Origin of the sequence: Brevibacterium limosum, from assembly GCF_011617705.1 — a bacterium.
Taxonomy (GTDB): Bacteria; Actinomycetota; Actinomycetes; order Actinomycetales; family Brevibacteriaceae; genus Brevibacterium; species Brevibacterium limosum.
The window spans coordinates 663,857-684,239 of record NZ_CP050154.1 but is presented as its reverse complement, the minus strand read 5'-3'; the positions used below and the strand labels follow the sequence as shown (position 1 = coordinate 684,239).

General features: G+C 67.1%; 16 protein-coding genes. 11 read left to right on the top strand and 5 right to left on the bottom strand.

The window, feature by feature from the left end; all coding sequences use genetic code 11:
- Nucleotides 1-239: 239 nt before the first annotated feature.
- Nucleotides 240-2,336, bottom strand: a complete 2,097-nt coding sequence (locus tag GUY37_RS02970) for a serine/threonine-protein kinase (RefSeq protein ID WP_166829234.1) — start codon at nucleotides 2,334-2,336, stop codon at nucleotides 240-242.
- A 65-nt stretch (nucleotides 2,337-2,401) separates the two neighbouring features.
- On the opposite strand from GUY37_RS02970, the gene GUY37_RS02965 reads away from it, so the two are divergent.
- The gene (locus GUY37_RS02965; RefSeq protein ID WP_166822022.1) at nucleotides 2,402-3,991 is read left to right on the top strand and encodes an alpha,alpha-trehalose-phosphate synthase (UDP-forming); all 1,590 of its coding nucleotides are present in this window, start codon (nucleotides 2,402-2,404) and stop codon (nucleotides 3,989-3,991) included.
- 10 nt (nucleotides 3,992-4,001) lie between these two features.
- Nucleotides 4,002-5,015, top strand: a complete 1,014-nt coding sequence (locus tag GUY37_RS02960; protein ID WP_166822019.1) for a trehalose-phosphatase — start codon at nucleotides 4,002-4,004, stop codon at nucleotides 5,013-5,015.
- A gap of 45 nt (nucleotides 5,016-5,060) precedes the next feature.
- Here the strand turns inward: GUY37_RS02960 and GUY37_RS02955 are convergent, their stop codons facing one another.
- Nucleotides 5,061-6,203 (bottom strand): substrate-binding domain-containing protein, encoded by a 1,143-nt coding sequence (locus GUY37_RS02955; RefSeq protein ID WP_166822016.1) that lies wholly within the window; start codon nucleotides 6,201-6,203, stop codon nucleotides 5,061-5,063.
- Nucleotides 6,200-7,249: a LacI family DNA-binding transcriptional regulator gene (locus GUY37_RS02950; protein WP_166822013.1), complete on the bottom strand. Its 1,050-nt coding sequence runs from the start codon at nucleotides 7,247-7,249 to the stop codon at nucleotides 6,200-6,202. Before GUY37_RS02950 ends, GUY37_RS02955 begins: the two co-directional genes overlap by 4 nt.
- 191 nt (nucleotides 7,250-7,440) lie before the next feature.
- Between GUY37_RS02950 and GUY37_RS02945 the strand changes: the two genes are divergently transcribed.
- The 4 genes from GUY37_RS02945 (at nucleotide 7,441) to GUY37_RS02930 (ending at nucleotide 12,176) form a co-directional block, all read left to right on the top strand.
- Nucleotides 7,441-8,148, top strand: a complete 708-nt coding sequence (locus GUY37_RS02945) for an ABC transporter ATP-binding protein (protein WP_228278331.1) — start codon at nucleotides 7,441-7,443, stop codon at nucleotides 8,146-8,148.
- A 3-nt stretch (nucleotides 8,149-8,151) separates the two neighbouring features.
- A complete protein-coding gene (locus GUY37_RS02940) occupies nucleotides 8,152-9,465 on the top strand; it encodes a DUF4032 domain-containing protein (protein ID WP_228278330.1) in 1,314 nt (437 codons plus the stop codon).
- A 133-nt stretch (nucleotides 9,466-9,598) separates the two neighbouring features.
- Complete coding sequence (locus tag GUY37_RS02935; protein WP_228278329.1) at nucleotides 9,599-10,534, top strand: SDR family NAD(P)-dependent oxidoreductase; 936 nt, start codon at nucleotides 9,599-9,601, stop codon at nucleotides 10,532-10,534.
- Between the two features lie 136 nt (nucleotides 10,535-10,670).
- Nucleotides 10,671-12,176 carry an amino acid permease gene (locus GUY37_RS02930; protein WP_166822010.1) on the top strand — a complete coding sequence of 502 codons (1,506 nt, stop codon included), beginning with the start codon at nucleotides 10,671-10,673 and terminating at the stop codon, nucleotides 12,174-12,176.
- A 68-nt stretch (nucleotides 12,177-12,244) separates the two neighbouring features.
- On the opposite strand, the gene rlmB is transcribed toward GUY37_RS02930, so the two are convergent.
- Nucleotides 12,245-13,183, bottom strand: coding sequence for a 23S rRNA (guanosine(2251)-2'-O)-methyltransferase RlmB (gene rlmB / locus GUY37_RS02925; protein ID WP_166822007.1), 939 nt, complete (start codon nucleotides 13,181-13,183; stop codon nucleotides 12,245-12,247).
- 61 nt (nucleotides 13,184-13,244) lie between these two features.
- Entirely contained in the window at nucleotides 13,245-14,696 is a 1,452-nt protein-coding gene (gene cysS, locus GUY37_RS02920; protein WP_166822004.1) for a cysteine--tRNA ligase, read from the bottom strand.
- A gap of 247 nt (nucleotides 14,697-14,943) precedes the next feature.
- Here cysS and GUY37_RS02915 point away from each other — a divergent pair, with 247 nt between their 5' ends.
- The 5 genes from GUY37_RS02915 (at nucleotide 14,944) to GUY37_RS02895 (ending at nucleotide 20,346) form a co-directional block, all read left to right on the top strand.
- Entirely contained in the window at nucleotides 14,944-16,503 is a 1,560-nt protein-coding gene (locus GUY37_RS02915; RefSeq protein WP_166822001.1) for a sodium-dependent transporter, read from the top strand.
- 1 nt (nucleotide 16,504) lies between these two features.
- Complete coding sequence (locus GUY37_RS02910; protein WP_152346846.1) at nucleotides 16,505-16,618, top strand: methionine/alanine import family NSS transporter small subunit; 114 nt, start codon at nucleotides 16,505-16,507, stop codon at nucleotides 16,616-16,618.
- A gap of 384 nt (nucleotides 16,619-17,002) precedes the next feature.
- Entirely contained in the window at nucleotides 17,003-18,094 is a 1,092-nt protein-coding gene (locus GUY37_RS02905; protein WP_166821998.1) for an S-(hydroxymethyl)mycothiol dehydrogenase, read from the top strand.
- Nucleotides 18,094-18,765: an MBL fold metallo-hydrolase gene (locus GUY37_RS02900; RefSeq protein WP_166821995.1), complete on the top strand. Its 672-nt coding sequence runs from the start codon at nucleotides 18,094-18,096 to the stop codon at nucleotides 18,763-18,765. The genes GUY37_RS02905 and GUY37_RS02900 overlap by 1 nt, the downstream gene beginning before the upstream one ends.
- 171 nt (nucleotides 18,766-18,936) lie before the next feature.
- Entirely contained in the window at nucleotides 18,937-20,346 is a 1,410-nt protein-coding gene (locus tag GUY37_RS02895; RefSeq protein WP_228278328.1) for an amino acid permease, read from the top strand.
- Nucleotides 20,347-20,383: the final 37 nt, after the last annotated feature.

Here is a 20,383-nt window from a genome sequence, read left to right as displayed (position 1 = left end):
ACGGCTTCCGCGACCCGACGGCACCACTGTACCGAAACAGGTGCTTCGCCGACTCCCAGAAACATTCAAGGTTCAACTACAACGTTCAACTACCTGCGCCTCGGCCTCGGCAGTTTCGGGACGACCGGGCCGGGCATACCGTCCTGGTCGCACTGTCCGAACCGGGCACACCGCCCTGTCCACACCTTCCGGGCCGGCTCACACCGCCCTGATCGCACCGTCCGTTCGCGCGGGCCGGCTCACACCGGTCCGGGCAGGTAGTCGAAGGGGTTCACCGTCAGCGGCCACCAGGACATGGCCGCCCCCGACTGGATGACCATGACGGCAAGGATGACGAGCAGCGCGATCACGGCCAATGCGACGAGGCGGCCGAGCTGATTGCGAGTGGCTCCCGACACGAGCAGCCGTGAGCCGAAGCGCAGGCTCGAGGCTCCCGGCCCGACCCACAGCACCAGCGAACCGGCGGCGCCCGCTGCCCACACCGACCATTGTTCGGAGGCACCGCTGGGCACGATCCCGGCGATGTCGAGTCGCGTGAGCACGAGCGCGGCGGCGGCCGCGATCGCCGGCAAGATGATCGAGGCCACCGAGGTCAGGATCGAGGCCAGCACGGCCCCCGGCGCCGAGGCGAGCGCCCGGAAGAATCCCCCCGAGTCCGTTCCGCGGTCGAACCGGTGGCGCTGGACCTTCCGATCCAGACGTGTGCCCGTGCGAGCGAGCACCGACCAGACCAGGGCGACGACACAGATGACCAGAGGACCGAGAGGCATGACGGCGACGGCCAGAGCGACGAGTCCGAAGACGACCCAGCCACCGGACTGCACTCGCCGGTAGCCCATCGGCGCCCACGGCTGGCCGCCCGGCTGCAGCGGCTGGCCGCCCGGCTGCAGCGGCTGGCCGCCCGGCTGCAGCGGCTGGCCGCCGGGGCCCATGAGCTGGCCGCCGTGACCGGCTTGGCCGCCCCACTGTCCCTGAGCGACCTGACCATTCGGTCCGCCGGACCCGCCCGGTCCGACGAGGTTCTGCCCCTGACCGGGCTGGACGAATCCGGAGCGGCCGAGGTCGGCGCCGGCCATCGGGGATCCCGGACCCGCCTGAATGCCGCCGTTGGGATTGCTGATCGGTGGTGCGGTCGCCTGCTGCGGTGACTGTCCGTGCATCCGCCCCGAACCATAGCCCGGTCCCTGCCCGGGCCCCGAACCGTGACCGGACCCGGCATGATTGGTCGGTCGGCTGGAACCGGGGTACTGCGGCTGCCCGGCGCCGGACGGACCGGCTCCCGAGTAGCCCGTTGCCGGATAGTCTCCGCGCTGACCACCATGACCGGCAGGACCGCCATGACCGGCAGCCCCTGCCGCACCGAATCCGGCGGCGGCACCGGCCGCACCACCGAGAGCCGCACCACCCAGCGCCGCCCCGGCAGCCCCGGCACCGCCACGGCCGTCGGCGCCGTCATCGACGGCAGGCATGACCGCGGTTCCGCTCGGTGTCCGCTGCGGACCACCCGCACCGGCCCCGCCGCTGGGACCCGATCCGAGCTGCGGCATCCGCCCGGACTCGATGTCGACGAGCGCATCGAGGATCATCTGCCCCGACGGGCGACGTTCGGGCTTCGGGTCGAGACAGGCGGCGATGAGTGGTGCGAAGTTCTTCGGCGCCCCGTCGAGATCGAATTTGCCCATCGCCACCCGACCGAGCACCGCTTCCAGCGGTCCGGACCCGTAGGGGTTGCGTCCGGTGGCGGCGAACGCCATCGTCGCAGCCCACCCCCACCAGTCGGTCTTCTCACTCGAGGTCTTGCCGTCGGCGATCTCCGGCGACAGATAGCCGGGTGTGCCCATGACCAGACCCGTCGCGGTCACGCGCACTTCGTCGGCGACCTGGGCGATGCCGAAGTCGATGACCATGGGCTCACCGTCCATGATCATCACGTTCGCGGGTTTGAGATCGCGGTGGATGATGCCGGCATCGTGGACGGCGTTGAGGGCGTCGAGGAGAGCGTGGCCGAAGTGGACGAGCTCATCCTCGGCGAAGGGGCCGTTGTCGCGGACGTCATCGGACAGGGTCTGCCCGTCGACGAATTCGGTGATGATGAACGGCTGCGCGGATTCGAGTTCGGCGTCGAGGACCTCGGCGATCCGAGGGTGGCGGATCCTGCGCAAGGTGCGGGTTTCGCGGGCCAGACGCTTCCGCGCGGTCTCGTCATTGGCGATGTGCGGATGGAGGACCTTGACCGCGACCGGGTTGTTTCCGCCGTCGACACCGAGGTAGACGACACCCATGCCGCCCGAGCCGAGCTCCTCGATGAGGCGGTAGCCTCCCAGTTCCTGATCCATCACCTGGCCAAGCCTAGTCGAGCGAGTAGAGTTCATTCCAAGGACCGACTCAGGAGGAGGCGCAGATGAGCACCGTCAACTCTGCCGAGCCAAGCACCGAAATCACCTTCGGCGACAGCGATTTCGTCGTCGTGGCCAACCGACTTCCCGTCGACCGCGACCCCGCCGACGAGAACCACGGATGGCGTACCTCACCTGGGGGTTTGGTCACTGCGGTGGCTCCTGTGATGAAGGCCCAGGAGGGTGCGTGGATCGGTTGGACGGGTGTCGCCGATGAGGATTTCGAACCCTTCACGATCGACGGAATGCACCTGACACCGGTGACCCTGACAAGTGAGGATGTCCTCAGGTACTACGAAGGGTTCTCCAACGCGACGCTGTGGCCGCTCTATCACGATGTCATCGTCCCACCCGAGTACCACCGCACCTGGTGGGATGCGTATGTGCAGGTCAATGAGCGCTTCGCGCACAAGGTCGCCGAGGTGGCCGCGGAGTCCGCGACGGTGTGGATCCATGACTATCAGCTCCAGCTGGTTCCGCTCATGGTCCGCCGGATGCGTCCCGACGTGGCGATCGGCTTCTTCAACCACATCCCCTTCCCACCCTACGAGCTCTTCGCACAGCTGCCGTGGCGCGATGAGATCCTGCGGGGCCTCCTCGGCGCTGATCTCATCGGTTTCCAACGTCCCGCGGATGCGGCGAACTTCCGGCGTGCAGTGCGCGGTCGGCTGAACTTCTCGACGAAGGGATCGACGGTCCTCGTGCCGGCGGGTGAGGCCGTGGCCGCGCACGTCGTCCGCGCCGAAGCGTTCCCGATCTCCATCGACACTCCCTATCTGGAGGAGCTCGCGAAGGATCCGGACATCGTCGAACGGGCTCGGCAGATCCGCGAGGACGTCGGCAATCCGAAGGTCGTCATGCTCGGCGTCGATCGGATGGACTATACGAAGGGCATCCGGCACCGGCTCAAAGCCTACGGCGAACTCATCGCCGAGGGCCGCCTCGCCGTCGAGGACGTCGTGCTCATCCAGATCGCGACCCCGTCGCGGGAACGGCTCGAGCAGTACAAGATCATCCGGCACGATGTCGAGCTCGCGGTCGGGCGGATCAACGGCGAGCAGGTCGACGTCGGGTCGATTCCCGTCCGCTATCTCCACCATTCCTATCCGCGCGATGAGATGACGGCGTTCTTCCTCGCCGCCGACGTCATGTTGGTGACGGCCCTGCGCGACGGGATGAACCTCGTGGCCAAGGAGTATGTGGCGTGCCGGCAGAACGACGACGGGGCGCTCGTGCTCTCGGAGTTCACGGGTGCCGCCGAGCAGCTCACGGGGGCGGTGACGGTCAATCCGCACGATATCGGCGATCTCAAGGCCGGCATCCTCGAGGCGGTCGAGATGGATGAGAAGACGCGTGCCCGGCGGATGCGGCAGATGCGGCGGAAGGTCGCCACCGACACCGTGAGCCTGTGGTCGAAGAACTTCCTGGCCGAGCTCAACCACCTCAAGCACAATCCCGAGGCCGTCGCCCCCGACCGCCCGGTCGTGCAGAAGAGCCGGACCGCTCCCCCGCCGGACACCCCCGCAGCCCCCTCGGGTCGGTCCGATCGCCCCGAGGACGCCGAGTGGGTCTCCGAGATCTCCACCTCCCGATAGGAGGATCTCAGTGACGATCGAACCGACCGTTTCCGCACCCGCCGTCTCGACCCCCGCCGAGGTGGCTCTGCGTGACCTTGCCACCGCCGAATCCCTGCTGTTGGCCCTGGATTTCGATGGGGTGCTCGCACCCCTCCAAGACGATCCGTCGACCTCGCGGATGGTCCCCGAATCGGCCGCCGCCGTTGAGGCGCTTGCGCGTCTGCCGCGGACTCGGGTGGCATTGGTGTCCGGTCGCGATATCGCGACTCTGCGACGCCTGTCCGCGGCTCCTGACTCGGTCTGGCTGATCGGCTCGCACGGGGCGGAGGCCGAACTCGGGAATGATTCCGCTCATGACGCTGGTGCTGAGCATGATGGCGGCGGCACCGAAAGCAGGCACGGCTCCGGCGTGATTCGCTCTCCCGAGCTCAGCCCGGCCGAGGCCGAAATGCTCGCCGCCATCGATGCGCACCTCGACGCCTTCGAACACGCCCTTCCGGACACCGATGGCACGCCCGGTTCGACCGCGGCGAACGCCACGGCCCGCGCAGGCAGCGCAGACGACACAGGCGGCGCAGGCGGTGCAGTGAGCACAGACGGCACCTCGGATTTCCTCATCGAGGCCAAACCCTATTCGCGGACGGTCCACACTCGCGGAATCGCCCCCGAGGCCGCCGCGGCTCTGCACGAGCACGCCACTGAAGTGGTCGAGGAATTTCCCGACATCCGTGTGATCGAGGGACACGACATCACCGAACTCGCCGTCAAACAGGCGACGAAAGGTGATGGGGTCCGGCTGCTCGCCCGCGCCGGCCGACCGACCGCTCTGGGCTACCTCGGCGACGATGTCACCGATGAGGATGCCTTCGCGGCCCTCGACGAACTCACGGACACTCGTGTCCTCGACGCGGCGCTGACCGTCAAGGTCGGACCCGCGCAGACTCGTGCCTCGTGGCGGATCGCCGATCCCGGCGCCGTGGCCGAAATGCTCGGCCGCCTCGTGGCGGACCGCAGGGAATTCCTCGGCAGCGATCACGACTGAGGTCGGGCCGCCTCGGCGAGGACGGTCCCGGGGTGGAACCCGAGGTCAGCGGCGCTGCGGGGGCACGGCACTGGCACGGAGGACGAGGTCGGGGTCGACTGTGTAGTCGACGTGCACGTGCGTTTCACCGGCGGCGATCATCGTCCGGATCTCGTCGATGGCCGACTGTGCCACGGTCGCCCAGTCGTAGACGACCTGCGACAGGGGCGGTTGGACGACATCGGCGTCGGGGACGTCGCCGACCGTGAGCAGGGACAGGTCGCGGGGCACGTCGAGCCTGAGCCGCTGGGCGGCCTCGAGCATGCCGAAGGACAGGGACGGAGCGCAGGCGATGACGGCGGTGCAGCGCAGATCGAGCAGCTCCTCGGCGGCGGCGACTCCGGCCATCGCACCGCCGGCGGCCTCGACGACGGGGGCCTGATCACGGGTGGCGGGGATATGGAGGATTCCGGCCATGGATCTGCGGAAGCCGGCGATGCGGGCCGGGGCCGCCGAGTCGCGCAGCACGGCGAGCCCGATGCGTCTGTGGCCGAGGTGGACGAGATGGGCCACTGCGGTCTCGATTCCGCCGGTCGCGTCGAGATAGATGCGCGAGATCCCGTCGTCGTGGCGGGCGTTCGAGATGCGGATGAGTGGGAGCCCGCGTTCGGCGAGCATTCCCGCGAGCACACCGGCGGCACCGCCGCCGACGACGATGGCTCCGGAGATCGTCGGACCGCCGTGCTCGCTGCCGAGGATGGTCTCGAGCAGAGCCTCGTTGCGTTCGGCGATGGCTTCGACGTGGACGACGGCGATGCCCAGTGCGAACATCCGGTTCGTCAGGATCTCCGCGAGCCGCGAGTACGGGTCGACATTGCCCGACGACACCGCGGGTTTGATGAGCGCGACGAGCGGTGAGCCTGCTCCTGCGCCGGAAGCCGTCCCGGATGCGTCCTGGGATTCCGGGACCGGGGCCTGTCCGGCGGCACCGAGGATCGCCAGAGCCTGCCGCACCTTCGCCAACGAGGCGGCCGACACCGAATCCGGATCGCGCAGGGCTCGGGAGGCGGTGGCCTTCGAGACCCCCGCGGTGCCGGCGATCTCGGCGAGACGCACGTGCCGGTGCTCGGGCGGGCGGCCGGCAGCGTGGTCCGCGCCGTCGGCGCCCGGACCTCCTGTGCTCGCCCGGCCGGCATTCTGTCCGGTCATCGGCGGGCCGCCGTCGTCGAGGTGCGGGCGATGAGCCGGGGGCGGAAGACCGGCGGCACCGACGGCAGACCCGTCGTCGAGATCCGCAGGGTCTGCAGAGTCGCCTCGATGAGGGCATTCGACAGTCCCTCGACGTCGAGGCCGAGCACCGTGGCCGGAGGGCCCGTGAACTTCATCGTCGGGGAATCGCCGAAGCCGACGACCGACATGTCCCGCGGCACCTGCAGATGCCGATTCCGCAGCCCGTAGAGAGCACCGTGCAGCTGCAGTGCGGACTGGACGATCACCGCGGTGCACGTCGCATCCTTGAGCTCGAGCACCGCCCGGGATCCTCCGGAGAACGACTTCGGCACCCGTGAGATCCAGTCCTCGAGGTCGAGACCGAGGTTCCTGGCCGGATGTTCGGCGAGAAAGCGGCGGATGAGCTGGACGGCCAGTTCTCCGCTGTCATTGCAGATCAGTCCGATTCTGCGGTGTCCGATCGCCCGCAGATGTTCGAAGGCCGTGGTCATCCCGCCGCCGAGGTCGAGGCGCGCGGCGATGACATCGCCGCTGCCCGCACCTGTTCGGGCCGCACCCGAGCCGGCCGGTCCTGCTTCAGCACGATCCGACCCGGCCGCCCCGTCGGCCTCCTCGGCGCCGGCGGACTGTTCGGCGACGCGGATGCAGGGGATCTCCGTGTTCAGGCTCGTCAGCGTCGTGGTCACCAGGGCCACGGCACCGGCGTCGATCGCGGTCTGCAGCGGTTCCGGGTCGGTCTCGACCAGAGGGCGGGTGACGAGGAGATCATGAGCCTGCAGAGCCTTGGCCACACGGGTGCAGACCTGGACCTGCCAATGTTCGGGATTGCCGGGGGCACTGACGGCCACGAGCCGCCTCGGCGCATCATGGAGCAGGGTCGAACGCGAATAGCCGAGTTCGGTCATCGCCTCCAGCACCTTCGCCCGCGTCGGTGCGGCGACGGCACCGCGGCGGCCGAGCACCCGGGAGACCGTGGCCAGGGACACTCCGGCCCGGGCGGCGACCTCGTCCAACGTGACCTTCATAGTCGTCAGTCTACTTTCGCACCGCGGTATGCGTCGGCGCAGAGCCATCGTGCTGAGAATCACTCTACGCTTTGTCGAATTCACAGAGCACCCGGACTCTCCACCCCTTAGGATTAGAGTGACTGAGCATCCCCGCCAGGTCACCGACGACCAGCTGCTCACGGAGTTATTCAGAAGTTTTAGGAGGACTTATGTCAACGGTGTCGTTGAATGGCCTCAGTCATGTCTACGAGAACACGACGTCCGAATCCGTACACCCGTTCAATCTCTTCGTCGATGACGGCGAGTTCCTCGTCCTCTACGGCCCCACCGCTTCGGGCAAGTCGACGATCCTGCGGATGCTCCACGGCCTGGAGACCCCGAAGACCGGCACCATCCTCATCGACGGCGCCGATATCACCCACGCCGCCGTCAACGACCGCGATGTGACCCTGGCGCTGGAGAGCTACGCGCTCTACCCGCATATGAGCGTGCGCGACAACCTCGGCTTTGCGCTGCGCGTCGACGGTCTGCCGGCCGACGAGATCAGGGAACGCGTCGAATCCGTGATGGACAAGATCGGGCTGAGCGACATCCTCGATTCGGTCCCCGGCGACCTCACCCAGCTGCAGCGCCAGACCGTGGCCCTGGCCCGCGCCGTGGTGCGCCGGCCCAAGGTGCTCATCATGGACGAGCCCGTGGTCAACCTCGTCCCCGAGCAGCAGACGGAGACACTGTCGCTGATCAAGGGCCTGCAGCAGGAATTCGGGCTGACGACGATCTATGCCACCTCCGATCTCGAGGATGCGAAGGTCCTCGGCGACCGGATCGCCTTCCTCGATCGCGGGCGGCTCATCGGCGTGGAGACACCCGACCTCGCCGAGGCGCTCGTGGCCTCGAACACCGACACGGACTCCTGAGCCGTGCCGGGAACCCTGCCCTCGCCGGACCCGTCAGCCCAGGCCGCCCCGCCGGCGCCGACAACCGCGGGCGACGCGGCTGTTCCCGCACCGGAGATCCACACGATCCGGAACGCTGATCGTGCGGCCCTGGCCGGACTCCCCTGGCACCTGCCCTTGGCCGAGTGGCCGGAGACGCTGCTCGGCGGGCTGCCCCGCGGAATCTCCCGGCACGTCGTCAGATATGTCGAGATCGGAGACGAAGTGCTTGCGATCAAGGAGACCGACGACGCACAGGCCCTGCGTGAGTTCGACATCCTCGGTGCGCTCGGCAATCTCGACGTCCCCCTCGTCGAGCCCCGTGCCATCGTCAACGGCCGTCGGACCGAATCGGGCGAGACTCTCAAGGGCGCCCTCATCACCGCCTACCTCGAGTTCTCCCTGCCCTATCGTGCTCTGTTCTCCCGGGATCTCGCCGCTGACACCGGAGTCCGCCTCGTCGACGCTCTGGCCGTGCTCCTCGTCCGCCTCCACCTCGTCGGCTTCTATTGGGGAGACGTGTCCCTGTCGAACACGCTCTTCCGCCGCGACGCCGACGCCTATGCCGCCTATGTCGTCGACGCCGAGACCGGTGAGCTGCACGAGCAGCTCTCCGACGGGCAGCGGAACATGGACCTGCGGATCGCACGGATGAACATCGCCGGGGACTTCCTCGACCTGCAGGCCGCGGGACTCGTCGACCCCGAGACCGATCCGCTGGCGGCCGGTGAGCGACTCTGCGAGTCGTACAGCGCCCTGTGGGCGGAGCTGACCCGGGTCGAGGAATTCAGCGTCAACGAACGCTGGCGCATCGACGAACGCATCCGCCGCCTCAACGATCTGGGCTTCGACCTCGGCGAACTGACCGTGACGACCGATATCGACGGCATCAGCCTCCTCGTCTCCCCCAAGGTCGTCGAACCCAACCATCATTCGAGGCGTCTGCTGCGCCTGACCGGGATCGGCGCGAACGAGAACCAGGCCCGAGCGATGCTCAACGACCTCGATTCGTTCCGATCGGCTCCCGAGATCGCCGAATTCGACGAACTCGACGAATCCCAGGCCGCCCGCCGCTGGCTCGACGAGGTGTACAAACCCCTCATCCAGGCGATCCCGGAGAACCTCACCCGCAAACTCGAACCCGGGCAGATCTTCTACGAGTTCGCCGAACACCGCCGCACCATGGCTCGTGCCCGCCAACGCGACATCCCCACGATGGAGGCCATCGCGTACTTCATCGTCGACTACCTGGCGAACCTCCCCGACGAGATCCGCTACGTCGACAGCAAGAAGTTCTGACCTCCCCCACCTCAGCCGATGTTCCACAAGGTGAAACGGGGTCGGCAGGGCCGCCTCGGCGGGCATACCTTTGAAGTCCACGGAGCGACACCGGTGTCGCTCCTGCACCGAACCCCGCTTGGAAGGATTCCCGATGTCGACGCACGAGCCGATGCCCACGAACGTGAACAACCCGCCGGTCCCGTCCCTGTTCGACCTCAGCGGCCGCACCGCCGTCGTCGTGGGGGCCGGTTCCGGGCTGGGGCAGGCCAGCGCGATCGGGCTCGCCGACGCGGGCGCGCATGTCGTCGTCGCCGATCTCAACCTCACCGGCGCCGAGGAGACCGCCGCCCTCATCGCCGATCGTCGCTCCGGATCTGCCGCCACGGGATCTGCCGCCGGGACCGGTGCTCCTGCCGGGACTGCCGGGGCCGCCACGGCGGTGGCCGGGACCGACGGGACCGCCACGGCGGTGGCCGGGACCGACGGGACCGCCACGGCCGTGGCCGTCGACATCACGGACACGGCGTCCGTCGACGCGCTCGTGGCCGCGTGGACCGATGCCGAGATCCTCGTCATCACACCGGGAGCGAACGTACGCAAACGCCTCGTCGACACCACCGATGACGAATTCGATCGGGTCATCGACATCAACCTCAAGGGCACGTACCGGCTGATGCGCGGCTTCGGCCGTGAGATGGGTGGGCGCGGTCGCGGATCGATCGTCACCTACGCCTCATTCCGGGCGCTGGCCATCGAACCCGGCCAGGGAATCTATGCGGCCGCGAAAGCCGGTGTCGTGCAGCTGACGAAGACGATGGCCAGCGAACTCGGAGGCAAGGGCGTGCGGGTCAATGCGATCCTGCCCGGCCCCTTCGACACTCCCCTGACCCAGCAGATCAAGGCCGACGGGAAATGGTGGGACGCGTATGCGGACAAGACCGCCCTGGGCCGCTGGGGTCGCCTGCACGAGATCGCCGGGCCGGTCGTGTTCCTCGCCTCGGACGCCTCGAGCTACGTCACCGGGCACTCGCAGCTCGTCGACGGCGGCTGGATGGCGCATGACGGTCGGTTCATCCCCCACGTGTGAGCACTCTGCCGCGTGGAATCGGCGTGGCGAATCTCCGTCATCGCCGTGTGAGATCCGCGACGCTGCGGGGCGTCATCGCCAGTGATCAAGCGGAGGCCCGGCGAGACAATATTCATGACTATGCAAGAATATTCAGATGACCGTTTCGCACACTCCGCCCACTCCGCCGGCGCACACTCCCACAGGCGTGCTGCGGCAGCTGGGGCGACGCAAGTCGATCAGCGCCATGACCGCCGAGGCCCACACCGATGCGCAGACCGCGCAGTCGGGTGGACTGCGGCGGACCTTCGGTGTCTTCCAGCTGACGATGATCAGCGTCGGCGCCACCTTGGGCACGGGAATCCTCGTCATCCTCGGCGAGGCGGTTCCCGTGGCCGGCCCCGCCGTGTGGCTTGCCTTCGTTCTCGCCGGAATCACCGCGCTGCTGTCGGCGGTCAGCTACGCCGAGATGGCCGGAATGGTGCCGGTGTCCGGGTCCAGCTACTCGTATTCCTACGCCACCCTCGGTGAGGGCGTCGCCTGGGTCTGCGGCTGGTGTCTCGTCCTCGAATACGCGGTCTCGGTCGCGGCGGTCGCCGTCGGCGCCGCCGACTACGTCAATGAGACCCTGCGCGTCTTCGGCCTCGAACTGCCCGCGTCTCTGACCACGGGGCCGGGCCTGGCGGATAATCCGGACGGAATCATCAACGTCTCAGCTCTTGTCGTCGTGGCGCTGGCGACCGTGCTGCTCATGCGCGGCGCCCGCGAATCCGGTGTGGTCAACACCATTCTCGTGTTCGTCAAGATCGGCATCCTCGTCTTCTTCGCCATCGTCGCGTTCACCGCGTTCAAGGCCGGCAACTTCGCACCGATGCTGCCGATGGGAGCCGCCGGTGTCACGGCGGCCGCCTCGAGCGTGTTCTTCTCGTATATCGGCTTCGATGCGGCGTCCACGGCCGGTGAGGAAGCGAAGAATCCGCGTCGGGATCTGCCGCGGGCGATCATCTTCTCGATGCTCATCGTCACCTCGATGTACGTCCTCGTCGCCGTCACAGCGATCGGGGCACGGCAGTGGCAGTGGTTCGACGGCGCTCATGCTCCACTCGTACAGATCGTCGAGGAGATCACCGGGTCGAACATCGCGGTGCTGCTCTTCGCGGTGGCCGCGGTGCTCGCGATCTTCTCCGTCGTCATCACCGTGCTCTACGGTCAGTCGCGGATCCTGCTGACGATGGCCAGGGACGGAATGGTGCCGAAGATCTTCGGCCGCGTCTCCCAGCGCACGGGCACTCCCCTGGTCGGGACCCTCATCGTCGGCGGTCTCGTCGCGGTCACCGCAGCGCTCATTCCGCTCGGCGAACTCGCCGACGCCACGAGCATCGGCACCCTGTTCGCGTTCTGCCTGGTCAATATCGCCGTCATCTACCTGCGGTTCAAGCGCCCCGGCCTCGACCGTTCGTTCAAGGTCCCGTTCGGGCCGGTCGTGCCCGCGCTGGGAGCCTTGGCGTGTGCGTTCCTCATGGTCAACCTCGGCGGGCGGACCTGGATCGTCTTCTGCGTGTGGATGGCCGTCGGCGCGCTGGTCTACTTCACCTACAGCCGCCGCCACTCGGTCGTCGGTCACCTCAGCGAAAAGGACTACCGCACCACCGTAGATTCCTAATTGCTACCTGACGGCGGCCCAGCAACCTCGCGCGAGGTTGCTGGGCCGCCGTCAGGTAGTAAGAGGGGTCAGGGGCGGCGGGCTCTGGCGACCTCGTAGAGCGAGACGGCCGCGGCGATGCCGGCGTTGAGCGACTCGGTGGTCGCGGCGATCGGGATCGACACGATCTGGTCGCACTTCTCCGATATCAGCCGCGACAGACCCTTGCCTTCGGAGCCGACGACGATGCACAGCGGGTCGCGGGTGAAGGTCAGTTCGGGCAGCTCGACGTCACCGCCCATGTCGAGACCGACGACGAACACGTTCTGCTTCTTCAGCTCATCGATCGTCCGCGCCAGGTTGACGACCTGTGCCACGCGGATGCGCGAAGCGGCGCCGGCGGAGGTCTTCCACGCAGCGGCCGTCATCGAGGCGGCGCGACGTTCGGGGATGATCACACCGTGACCGCCGAAGGCCGCAGTCGACCGGACGATCGCACCGAGGTTGCGGGGATCCGTGATCCCGTCGAGGGCCACGAGCAGCGGCGTCTCTGCGCGTTCGGCCGCGAATTCGAGCAGGTCGGAGGGGTCGGCGTAGTCGTACGGCGGGACCTGCAGGGCGATGCCCTGATGGATCGCGTCGTCGGTGAGCCGGTCGAGGTCGGGCTTGCTCGCCTCGAGCATCGAGATGCCGCGCTGGGTCGCCAGCGTGATCGACTCGCGGACACGGTCATCGGAGTCGATGCGACCGGACACGTACATCGCGGTGGCCGGAACGCCTTCGCGCAGAGCCTCCAGGACCGAATTGCGCCCGGCGACCATGTTCGGTCCGAGTTCCTTCTTCTTCCGCTTCGCCTGCGCCGAGGCGTTCGAGCTCTTGCGCTGCTGCGCGGCCTTGTGCGCCTTGTGGTAGACGCGGTCCTCGGCCTTGGGCGTCGGACCCTTGCCGCGCAGGCTGCGCCTGTTCTTGCCGCCCGACCCCTTGGTCGGGCCTTTTTTCGAACCGCCGGAGCGGGGATTGGAAGCCATATGATTCCTATCAGGTGCGTTGGGGCCGCGGGCTCATGCCCGTGGCCGAAATTCGTCGACCTCAGCCCTCGCCGAGGTGGTAGCGGTACCCGTCGGCCGTGTCCTCGATGATGACGCCGGCCGCGGCCAGTTCGTCACGGAGGGCATCCGCGGTGGCGAAGTCCTTCTCCGCCTTCGCCTCGGCCCGGCGCTTGGCCATGGTGGCCACGAGGGAGTCGAGTGCGGACTCCGCCTTGGCGTCGGCGGCCGATCCGGCCCAGGCCGCAGCGCTGGGGTTGACTCCGAGGATGTCGAGCATGAGCTCCACCTCGGCGACGATCCGCGCCAACCCCGCCCGATCAGCGCCGGAGTCGAGGAGCTTCGCACCCTCGCTCACGGAGGCGAAGACCACGGACAGGGCACGAGGCACACCGAGGTCGTCGTCGAGGGCGGCGGCGAATTCGGCGGGAACGTCGACGCTGCGTCCGGCATAGGAGTCGCTGACGTCCGGCAGCGCCGGCGCGTCCGCCCCGAGTGCCTGGCGAGCGCGCTGGAGGAAGTTCTGCAGTCGCTCGAGCGAGGCCGCGGAGCGTTCCATGGCCTCGTTCGAGAAGTCGAGGATCGACCGGTAGCTGGCACCGGTGAGGAAGTAGCGGACGGCCAGCGGGCTGAACGTGTCGAACAGGTCAGAGGCGAAGACGGAGTTGCCCAGGGACTTCGACATCTTGTCCCCGCCCACATTGAGCAGGCCGGAATGCATCCAGATGTTTGCGAACTGGTCCCCGGCGGCACGGGACTGCGCCAGCTCGTTCTCATGATGCGGGAAGCGCAGGTCGAGTCCGCCGCCGTGGATGTCGAAGTTCGACCCCAGATACTTCGTCGACATGGCCGAGCATTCGATGTGCCAGCCCGGCCGACCCCGTCCCCACGGCGAGGGCCAGGAGGCGGTGATCGGCTCGGAGTCCTTGTGCGCCTTCCACAGCGCGAAGTCCCGGGCGTCCCTCTTCCCGCGCAGCTCGGCGCCTTCGGCCAGTTCCATGTCCTCGAGCTTCTGGTTCGTCAGCCCCCCGTAGTCATTCCACGAGGCGGCGTCGAAGTAGACATCGGCGCTGCCGTCGAGCGCGGGGTAGGCATGACCGGCCTCGATGAGGCGGGAGATGAGTTCGATCATCTCGGTGATGTGCCCGGTCGCGCGTGGTTCGCTGCTCGGCGGCAGCACATCGAGTGCGTCGTAGGCGGCGGTGAAGGCGCGTTCGTACTTGTACGCGTGGGTGAACCATTCCCGCCCCTCCTCGACGGACTTCGACAGGATCTTGTCGTCGATGTCGGTGACGTTGCGGATCATGGTCACCCGGTAGCCGCTGTAAAGCAGCCAGCGCCGCAGAGTGTCGAACACCGAGGCCGAGCGCAGGTGGCCGATATGCGGTTCGCCCTGCACCGTGGCACCACAGACATAGATACCGACCTGACCGTCGTTGACGGGGCGCAGTTCTTCGGTCGTGCGGCTGGCGGTGTTATAGAGCGAGATAGTCACGCCCCAAGTCTACCGGGCCCGGCCGTTTTCACGGTTTCTGCGAATTCGATACTAGACTGTTATGCGGCTCACGTGATGCGCGGCACATCGCACAGTGAATTCCCAGTAAAATGGGATCAAGCAATGAAGCTCGGCTCGAGAGTCCTTCTCGCTATTCGGACTTCACACCGGACCACCGGTCTCGCAGACGAAACTTCGGTGGCCACACTCGGTCGCGATGATCCGCGACCGGTCAAGAAAGGACACCATGTCACCCAAGTCATCACCCCAGAGGGAGGTCTTCGTCTCCCGCGGCGCGTTCATCTTCGCGGCCATCGGTTCGGCGGTCGGCCTCGGCAATATCTGGCGCTTCCCCTACATCACTTATGAAAACGGCGGCGGCGCGTTCATCATCCCCTACCTCGTTGCACTGCTGACGGCGGGCATCCCGCTGCTGTTCTTCTACTACGCGATGGGGCACCGTTCGCGCGGTTCGGCACCGCTGGCCCACCGAATGGCACACAAGGGCGCAGAACCCATCGGCTGGTTCGCCACCGGTGTCGCGATCGTCATCGGCATCTACTACGCCGCGATCATCGGCTGGGCCGGCTCCTATATGTTCTTCTCGCTCACAGAGGCGTGGGGCGACGATGCGGAGGGATTCTTCTTCGGCGAGTACCTCAAGATGGGTGATCCCGGCATCTCGCTCGAGTTCGTTCCCGGTGTGCTCATCCCGATCATTCTCGTCTGGGCGGTCGTCCTCATCGTCCTGCTCATGGGTGTCCAGAACGGCATTGCGAACTTCTCGAAGATCTTCATCCCGCTGCTCATCATCCTCTTCCTCGCACTCGTCGTCCGGTCTCTGTTCCTGCCCGGTGCCGCTGAGGGACTCAATGCGCTGTTCACCCCGGACTTCAAGGCGCTGACCGATCACAAGGTCTGGATCGCGGCCTATGGCCAGATCTTCTTCTCGCTGTCGATCGCATTCGGCATCATGATCACCTACGCCTCGTACCTGAAGAAGAAGACGAACCTCACCGGTGCCGGCCTCGTCGTCGGCTTCTCGAACTCCGCGTTCGAGATCCTCGCCGGCATCGGCATCTTCGCGGCACTGGGCTTCATGGCCGCCGCTCAGGGCGTCGAGGTCGCCGATGTCGCGTCCTCGGGCATCGGCCTGGCGTTCGTCGGCTTCCCGACGCTGATCTCTGAGATGCCGGGAGGCGCGATCTTCGGATTCGTCTTCTTCGCCTGCCTCGTGTTCGCGGGCCTGACCTCGCTGATCTCGATCATCCAGGTGCCCATCCAAGCGCTGCGCGATAAGTTCCGCGTCGGCAACAAGGCCTCAACAGCGTGGATCGTCGGCGGAATGGGCGTCGTGTCCATTCTGCTGATGCCCACCGTCACCGGCCTGTATGCGCTCGATACGATGGATGCGTTCGCGAACAACGTCGGCATCGTCGGTTCGGCCATCATGTCGATCGTGGTCGTCGGCTGGGCCATGCGGAAGCTGCCGGTCTTCAGCCGTCACCTCAACGCGGTCTCGAGCTTCAGGCTCGGTCCGATCTGGATGACGCTCATCTCGATCACCGGCGTGGTGCTCGTCTACATGCTCATCACGCAGATCATCACATTCGTCTCCGACGGCTACGAGGGCTACCCGCCGCTCATCACCGGCGTCTACGGCTGGGGCATGATCGGACTGCTCGTCGTCGGCTCGATCATCCTCACCCTCATCAGATGGCCCAAGGAGACCATTGATGAGATGGAAGCTGCGATCGCCGATTCCGTCGCAGAAGAGAACCTCCGCACCGAGAACAAGGGAGCCTGACATGGGCACTTCAGCAATCGTCATGATGGTCATCGCCATGGTCACCGTCTGGGGCGGCCTGATCGCAGCCATGCTGCACCTGCGCAAGCACCCCGACGAGGACGTCGCCGACTGATCATGCCGGGGGTGGACCCCACCCCCTGATCACGTCCGGCTGAGTCGGATCCGCAGCGCCGCCTCGGCGACGTGGATCGGCTCACCCTCACCGAGGCGGCCCGATGCATCCCAAGCATCGGGCCGCCTTCGTCGTTCCGCCCTCATCCCGCCCATCCGCGTCGGCCCGCCGTCCCGCGGCTGACCACCCCTGGGATCGGTCCACCATCGTATGGTCCGTCCCGCCCATGTCACACACACCGTCTCGCCACCGGGTCGCCACTGGTCGACGTCAGCGTGCTTGGTTAGGGTGGGGATTGTGAGCACTCCGTCCGGGGGTGCACTCAGTCCACTTCGGGTGTTCCCATCCGCGGACACCCGTCACCGAAGACACTTAGGAGACGCAATGCCACAGACCGTCAAGGGCGTCATCTCCCGCAGCAAGGGAGCCCCGGTCGAACTCACCGACATCGTCATCCCGGACCCGGGACCAGGCGAAGTCGTCGTCGATGTGAAGTCGTGCGGCGTCTGCCACACGGACTTCCACTACCGCGAAGGTGGAATCAGCGACGACTACCCGTTCCTGCTCGGCCACGAGTCCGCCGGAGTCGTCTCCGAGGTCGGCGACGGCGTCACCGAGGTCGAGGTCGGCGATTTCGTCATCCTCAACTGGCGCGCCATCTGCGGCGACTGCCGTGCCTGCAAGCGCGGCGAGCCCTGGTACTGCTTCGACACCCACAACGCTTCGCAGAAGATGACGCTGACCGACGGCACCGAGCTCGAGGCCGCTCTGGGCATCGGCTCGTTCGCCGAGAAGACGCTCGTCGCCGCAGGTCAGTGCACGAAGGTCCCCGAGGCGGATCCCGCCGTCGTGGGTCTGCTCGGCTGCGGGATGATGGCCGGAATCGGCGCCGCCATCAACACCGGTGAGGTCACCCGCGGCAAGACCGTGGCCGTGATCGGTGCCGGCGGTGTCGGCTGCGCTGCGATCGCCGGTTCCGCTCTGGCCGGGGCGAACACGATCATCGCTCTCGACATCGATGAGAAGAAGCTCGACTGGGCCACCGACTTCGGCGCCACGCACACGGTGTCGACGAAGGGCATGAGCGAGGACGAGGTCGTCGCCGCGATCCAGGAGCGCACCGGAGGCTTCGGCGCCGACGTCGTCATCGACGCCGTCGGCCTCCCCGCCACCTGGCGGCAGGCCTTCTACGGCCGTGACCTCGCCGGCACCGTCGTCCTCGTCGGTGTGCCGACCCCGGAGATGGAGCTCACGGTTCCGCTGCTCGACGTGTTCGGTCGCGGTGGCAGACTCAAGTCCTCCTGGTACGGCGACTGCCTGCCCGACCGCGACTTCCCGATGCTCGTCGACCTCTACCAGCAGGGACGTTTCCCGCTCGAGAAGTTCGTGTCCGAGCGCATCGGCATCGCCGATGTCGAATCGGCTTTTGAGAAGATGGCCAAGGGCCAGGTCCTGCGATCGGTGGTGGAGCTGTAATGACTGCTATTGAACATCTCGTCACTTCAGGTACGTTCTCTCTGGACGGTGAGACGCACGACGTCGACAACAACGTGTGGATCATCGGCGATGATTCCGAGGTCATCGTCATCGACCCCGCCCACGACGTGGATGCGATCGCCGAGGCGGTCGGATCCAGAGACGTCAAGGCCGTCCTGCTCACACACGGTCACGACGATCACGTCGGAGTCGTCCGCGACTTCGCACAGCGGGTGGGCAACCCCACTGTGTACCTCAATCCCGAGGACTACGTGCTGTGGGACATGACCTACGAGGACTATCGTCCCGACGGACAGATCGCCCACGGCGACACCTGGACCATCGGCGGGGTCAAGCTCAAGGCGCTGCACACTCCCGGCCACTCCCCCGGTTCGACGTGCTTCTTCGTCGAGACCGGTCTGCCGGTCCCCCCGTCGGCGGGTGCCGGTCGCGCGGTCGGTCCGGTGCTGTTCTCCGGCGACACGCTGTTCAACGGCGGACCCGGAGCCACGGGGCGTTCGTACTCGAGCTTCGAGACGATCATCGAATCGATCCGCGATGTGCTCTTCCCGCTGCCCGAGGCGACCGTCGTGCTCACCGGGCATGGTGATCCGACGTCGATCGGTGCCGAGAGCCCGGCCCTCGAGGACTGGATCAAGCGCGGCCACTGATTCGCCGCAGGCCAGCCGCTGACGGCCCGCCGGCCCTGACGCAGATCGCGTCACCGACCGGCCGCTGATCGGTCTCTGACCGACCGATGCAACTCGCAGACGCGGGTCGCGACCCACACGGGTTCGCGACCCGCGTCTGCGCTTTCCAGCACCGGCGGATAGACTCATCGGGTGCCTGAATCACAGTCTTCACAGCCCGCCGAGTCAGCGTCCGACTCGTCCGGGGCGTCCGCCGCCACGTCCACCGGCCTCAAGGTGGGGATGAAGCCCCGCCACCTGGTGATGATGAGTCTCGGCTCGGCGATCGGCGCCGGTCTGTTCGTCGGCTCCGGTGCCGGAGTCCAGGCGGCAGGTCCCGCCGTGCTCATCTCCTATGTCGTCGCGGGTCTCATCGTCATCTTCGTCATGAGGGCCCTCGGCGAACTCGTCGCCGCCGACCCGAATCCGGGAGCGTTCTCCCACTACGCGGGCAAGGCCATGGGGCCGGCCGCGGCCTTCGCCGTGGGCGCGCTGTGGTGGGTCCAGCTGTGTCTCGTCGTCGCCGCCGAGGCCACCGCTGCCGCACAGATCGCGGCCTCCTATATTCCGTCCGTCCCGCAGTGGGTCATCGCCTTGGCGATCATGCTCGTCTTCACGGCCATCAACCTCACCACCTCGGGCAGCTTCGGTGAGTTCGAGTTCTGGTTCTCGCTCATCAAGGTCGCCTTCGTCGTCCTCTTCGTCGTCCTCGGTGCCGCGTACCTGTTCGGGTGGACCCCGGCCGAACCGTCCGCGCAGATCTTCGCCGATGGGTTCATGCCCACCGGCATCTCCGGCATCGCCGCCGGTCTGCTCGTCGTCGCCTTCGCCTTCGGCGGCATCGAGATCGTCGCTGTCGCCGCGGCCGAGACCGCGAATCCCGAGCGCAGCGTCTCCCAGGCGATCAAGACGATCGTGTGGCGCATCCTGTTCCTCTACATCGGGTCCGTGGCCGTCATCGTCCTCGTCCTGCCGTGGACGGATGACCGCCTCGCCGAATCCCCGTTCGTCGCCGTGCTTGAGACCGCGGGGCTGCCGTTCATCGCCTCGCTGCTGGCCGCGGTCATCGTCATCGCGCTGCTGTCGTCGATGAACGCGAACATCTACGGGGCGTCCCGGATGTCGTTCTCGATGTCGCAGCGGTCCATGCTTCCGCGCGGGCTCGGCCGCACCAATCGTCGCGGCGTGCCCGTGCCTGCGGTGCTGGCCACCTCGGCGTTCGGTTTCGTCGCGGTCGCGCTCAACTATTTCTGGGCCGCCGAGGTCCTCGGAGTCCTGCTCAACATCGTCGGCTCGACGCTCATCGTCACCTGGGTCGCGACCCTCGTTTCGCAGATCGTCCTGCGCCGTCGCGCCGAGGCGGCCGGCCGGTCCCTGCCCCTGCGCATGTGGGGATACCCGTGGCTGTCGTATGTCACTCTGGCCGGAATCGCCGTGATCATCGGGCTCGGCCTGACCGTCGTATCCGTGCGCTTCCAGATCGTCGGCACGCTCATCTTCGTCATCGCGCTCTACCTCGTCGGCCTCGTCGTCACGAAGCGCCACCCCAACGCCAAGGTCTGAGGCCGCCGTTCACCGTCACCGAGGCGGCCCACCTGAA

What these genes read in the sequence shown, in the direction of transcription:
- GUY37_RS02970 (WP_166829234.1), bottom strand. Translation starts at nt 2,336, where the DNA reads ATGGATCAGGAACTGGGAGGCTACCGCCTCATCGAGGAGCTCGGCTCG.
- GUY37_RS02965 (WP_166822022.1), top strand. Translation starts at nt 2,402, where the DNA reads ATGAGCACCGTCAACTCTGCCGAGCCAAGCACCGAAATCACCTTCGGC.
- GUY37_RS02955 (WP_166822016.1), bottom strand. Translation starts at nt 6,203, where the DNA reads ATGACCGGACAGAATGCCGGCCGGGCGAGCACAGGAGGTCCGGGCGCC.
- GUY37_RS02950 (WP_166822013.1), bottom strand. Translation starts at nt 7,249, where the DNA reads ATGAAGGTCACGTTGGACGAGGTCGCCGCCCGGGCCGGAGTGTCCCTG.
- GUY37_RS02945 (WP_228278331.1), top strand. Translation starts at nt 7,441, where the DNA reads ATGTCAACGGTGTCGTTGAATGGCCTCAGTCATGTCTACGAGAACACG.
- GUY37_RS02935 (WP_228278329.1), top strand. Translation starts at nt 9,599, where the DNA reads ATGTCGACGCACGAGCCGATGCCCACGAACGTGAACAACCCGCCGGTC.
- GUY37_RS02930 (WP_166822010.1), top strand. Translation starts at nt 10,671, where the DNA reads ATGACCGTTTCGCACACTCCGCCCACTCCGCCGGCGCACACTCCCACA.
- rlmB (WP_166822007.1), bottom strand. Translation starts at nt 13,183, where the DNA reads ATGGCTTCCAATCCCCGCTCCGGCGGTTCGAAAAAAGGCCCGACCAAG.
- GUY37_RS02915 (WP_166822001.1), top strand. Translation starts at nt 14,944, where the DNA reads ATGTCACCCAAGTCATCACCCCAGAGGGAGGTCTTCGTCTCCCGCGGC.
- GUY37_RS02910 (WP_152346846.1), top strand. Translation starts at nt 16,505, where the DNA reads ATGGGCACTTCAGCAATCGTCATGATGGTCATCGCCATGGTCACCGTC.
- GUY37_RS02905 (WP_166821998.1), top strand. Translation starts at nt 17,003, where the DNA reads ATGCCACAGACCGTCAAGGGCGTCATCTCCCGCAGCAAGGGAGCCCCG.
- GUY37_RS02900 (WP_166821995.1), top strand. Translation starts at nt 18,094, where the DNA reads ATGACTGCTATTGAACATCTCGTCACTTCAGGTACGTTCTCTCTGGAC.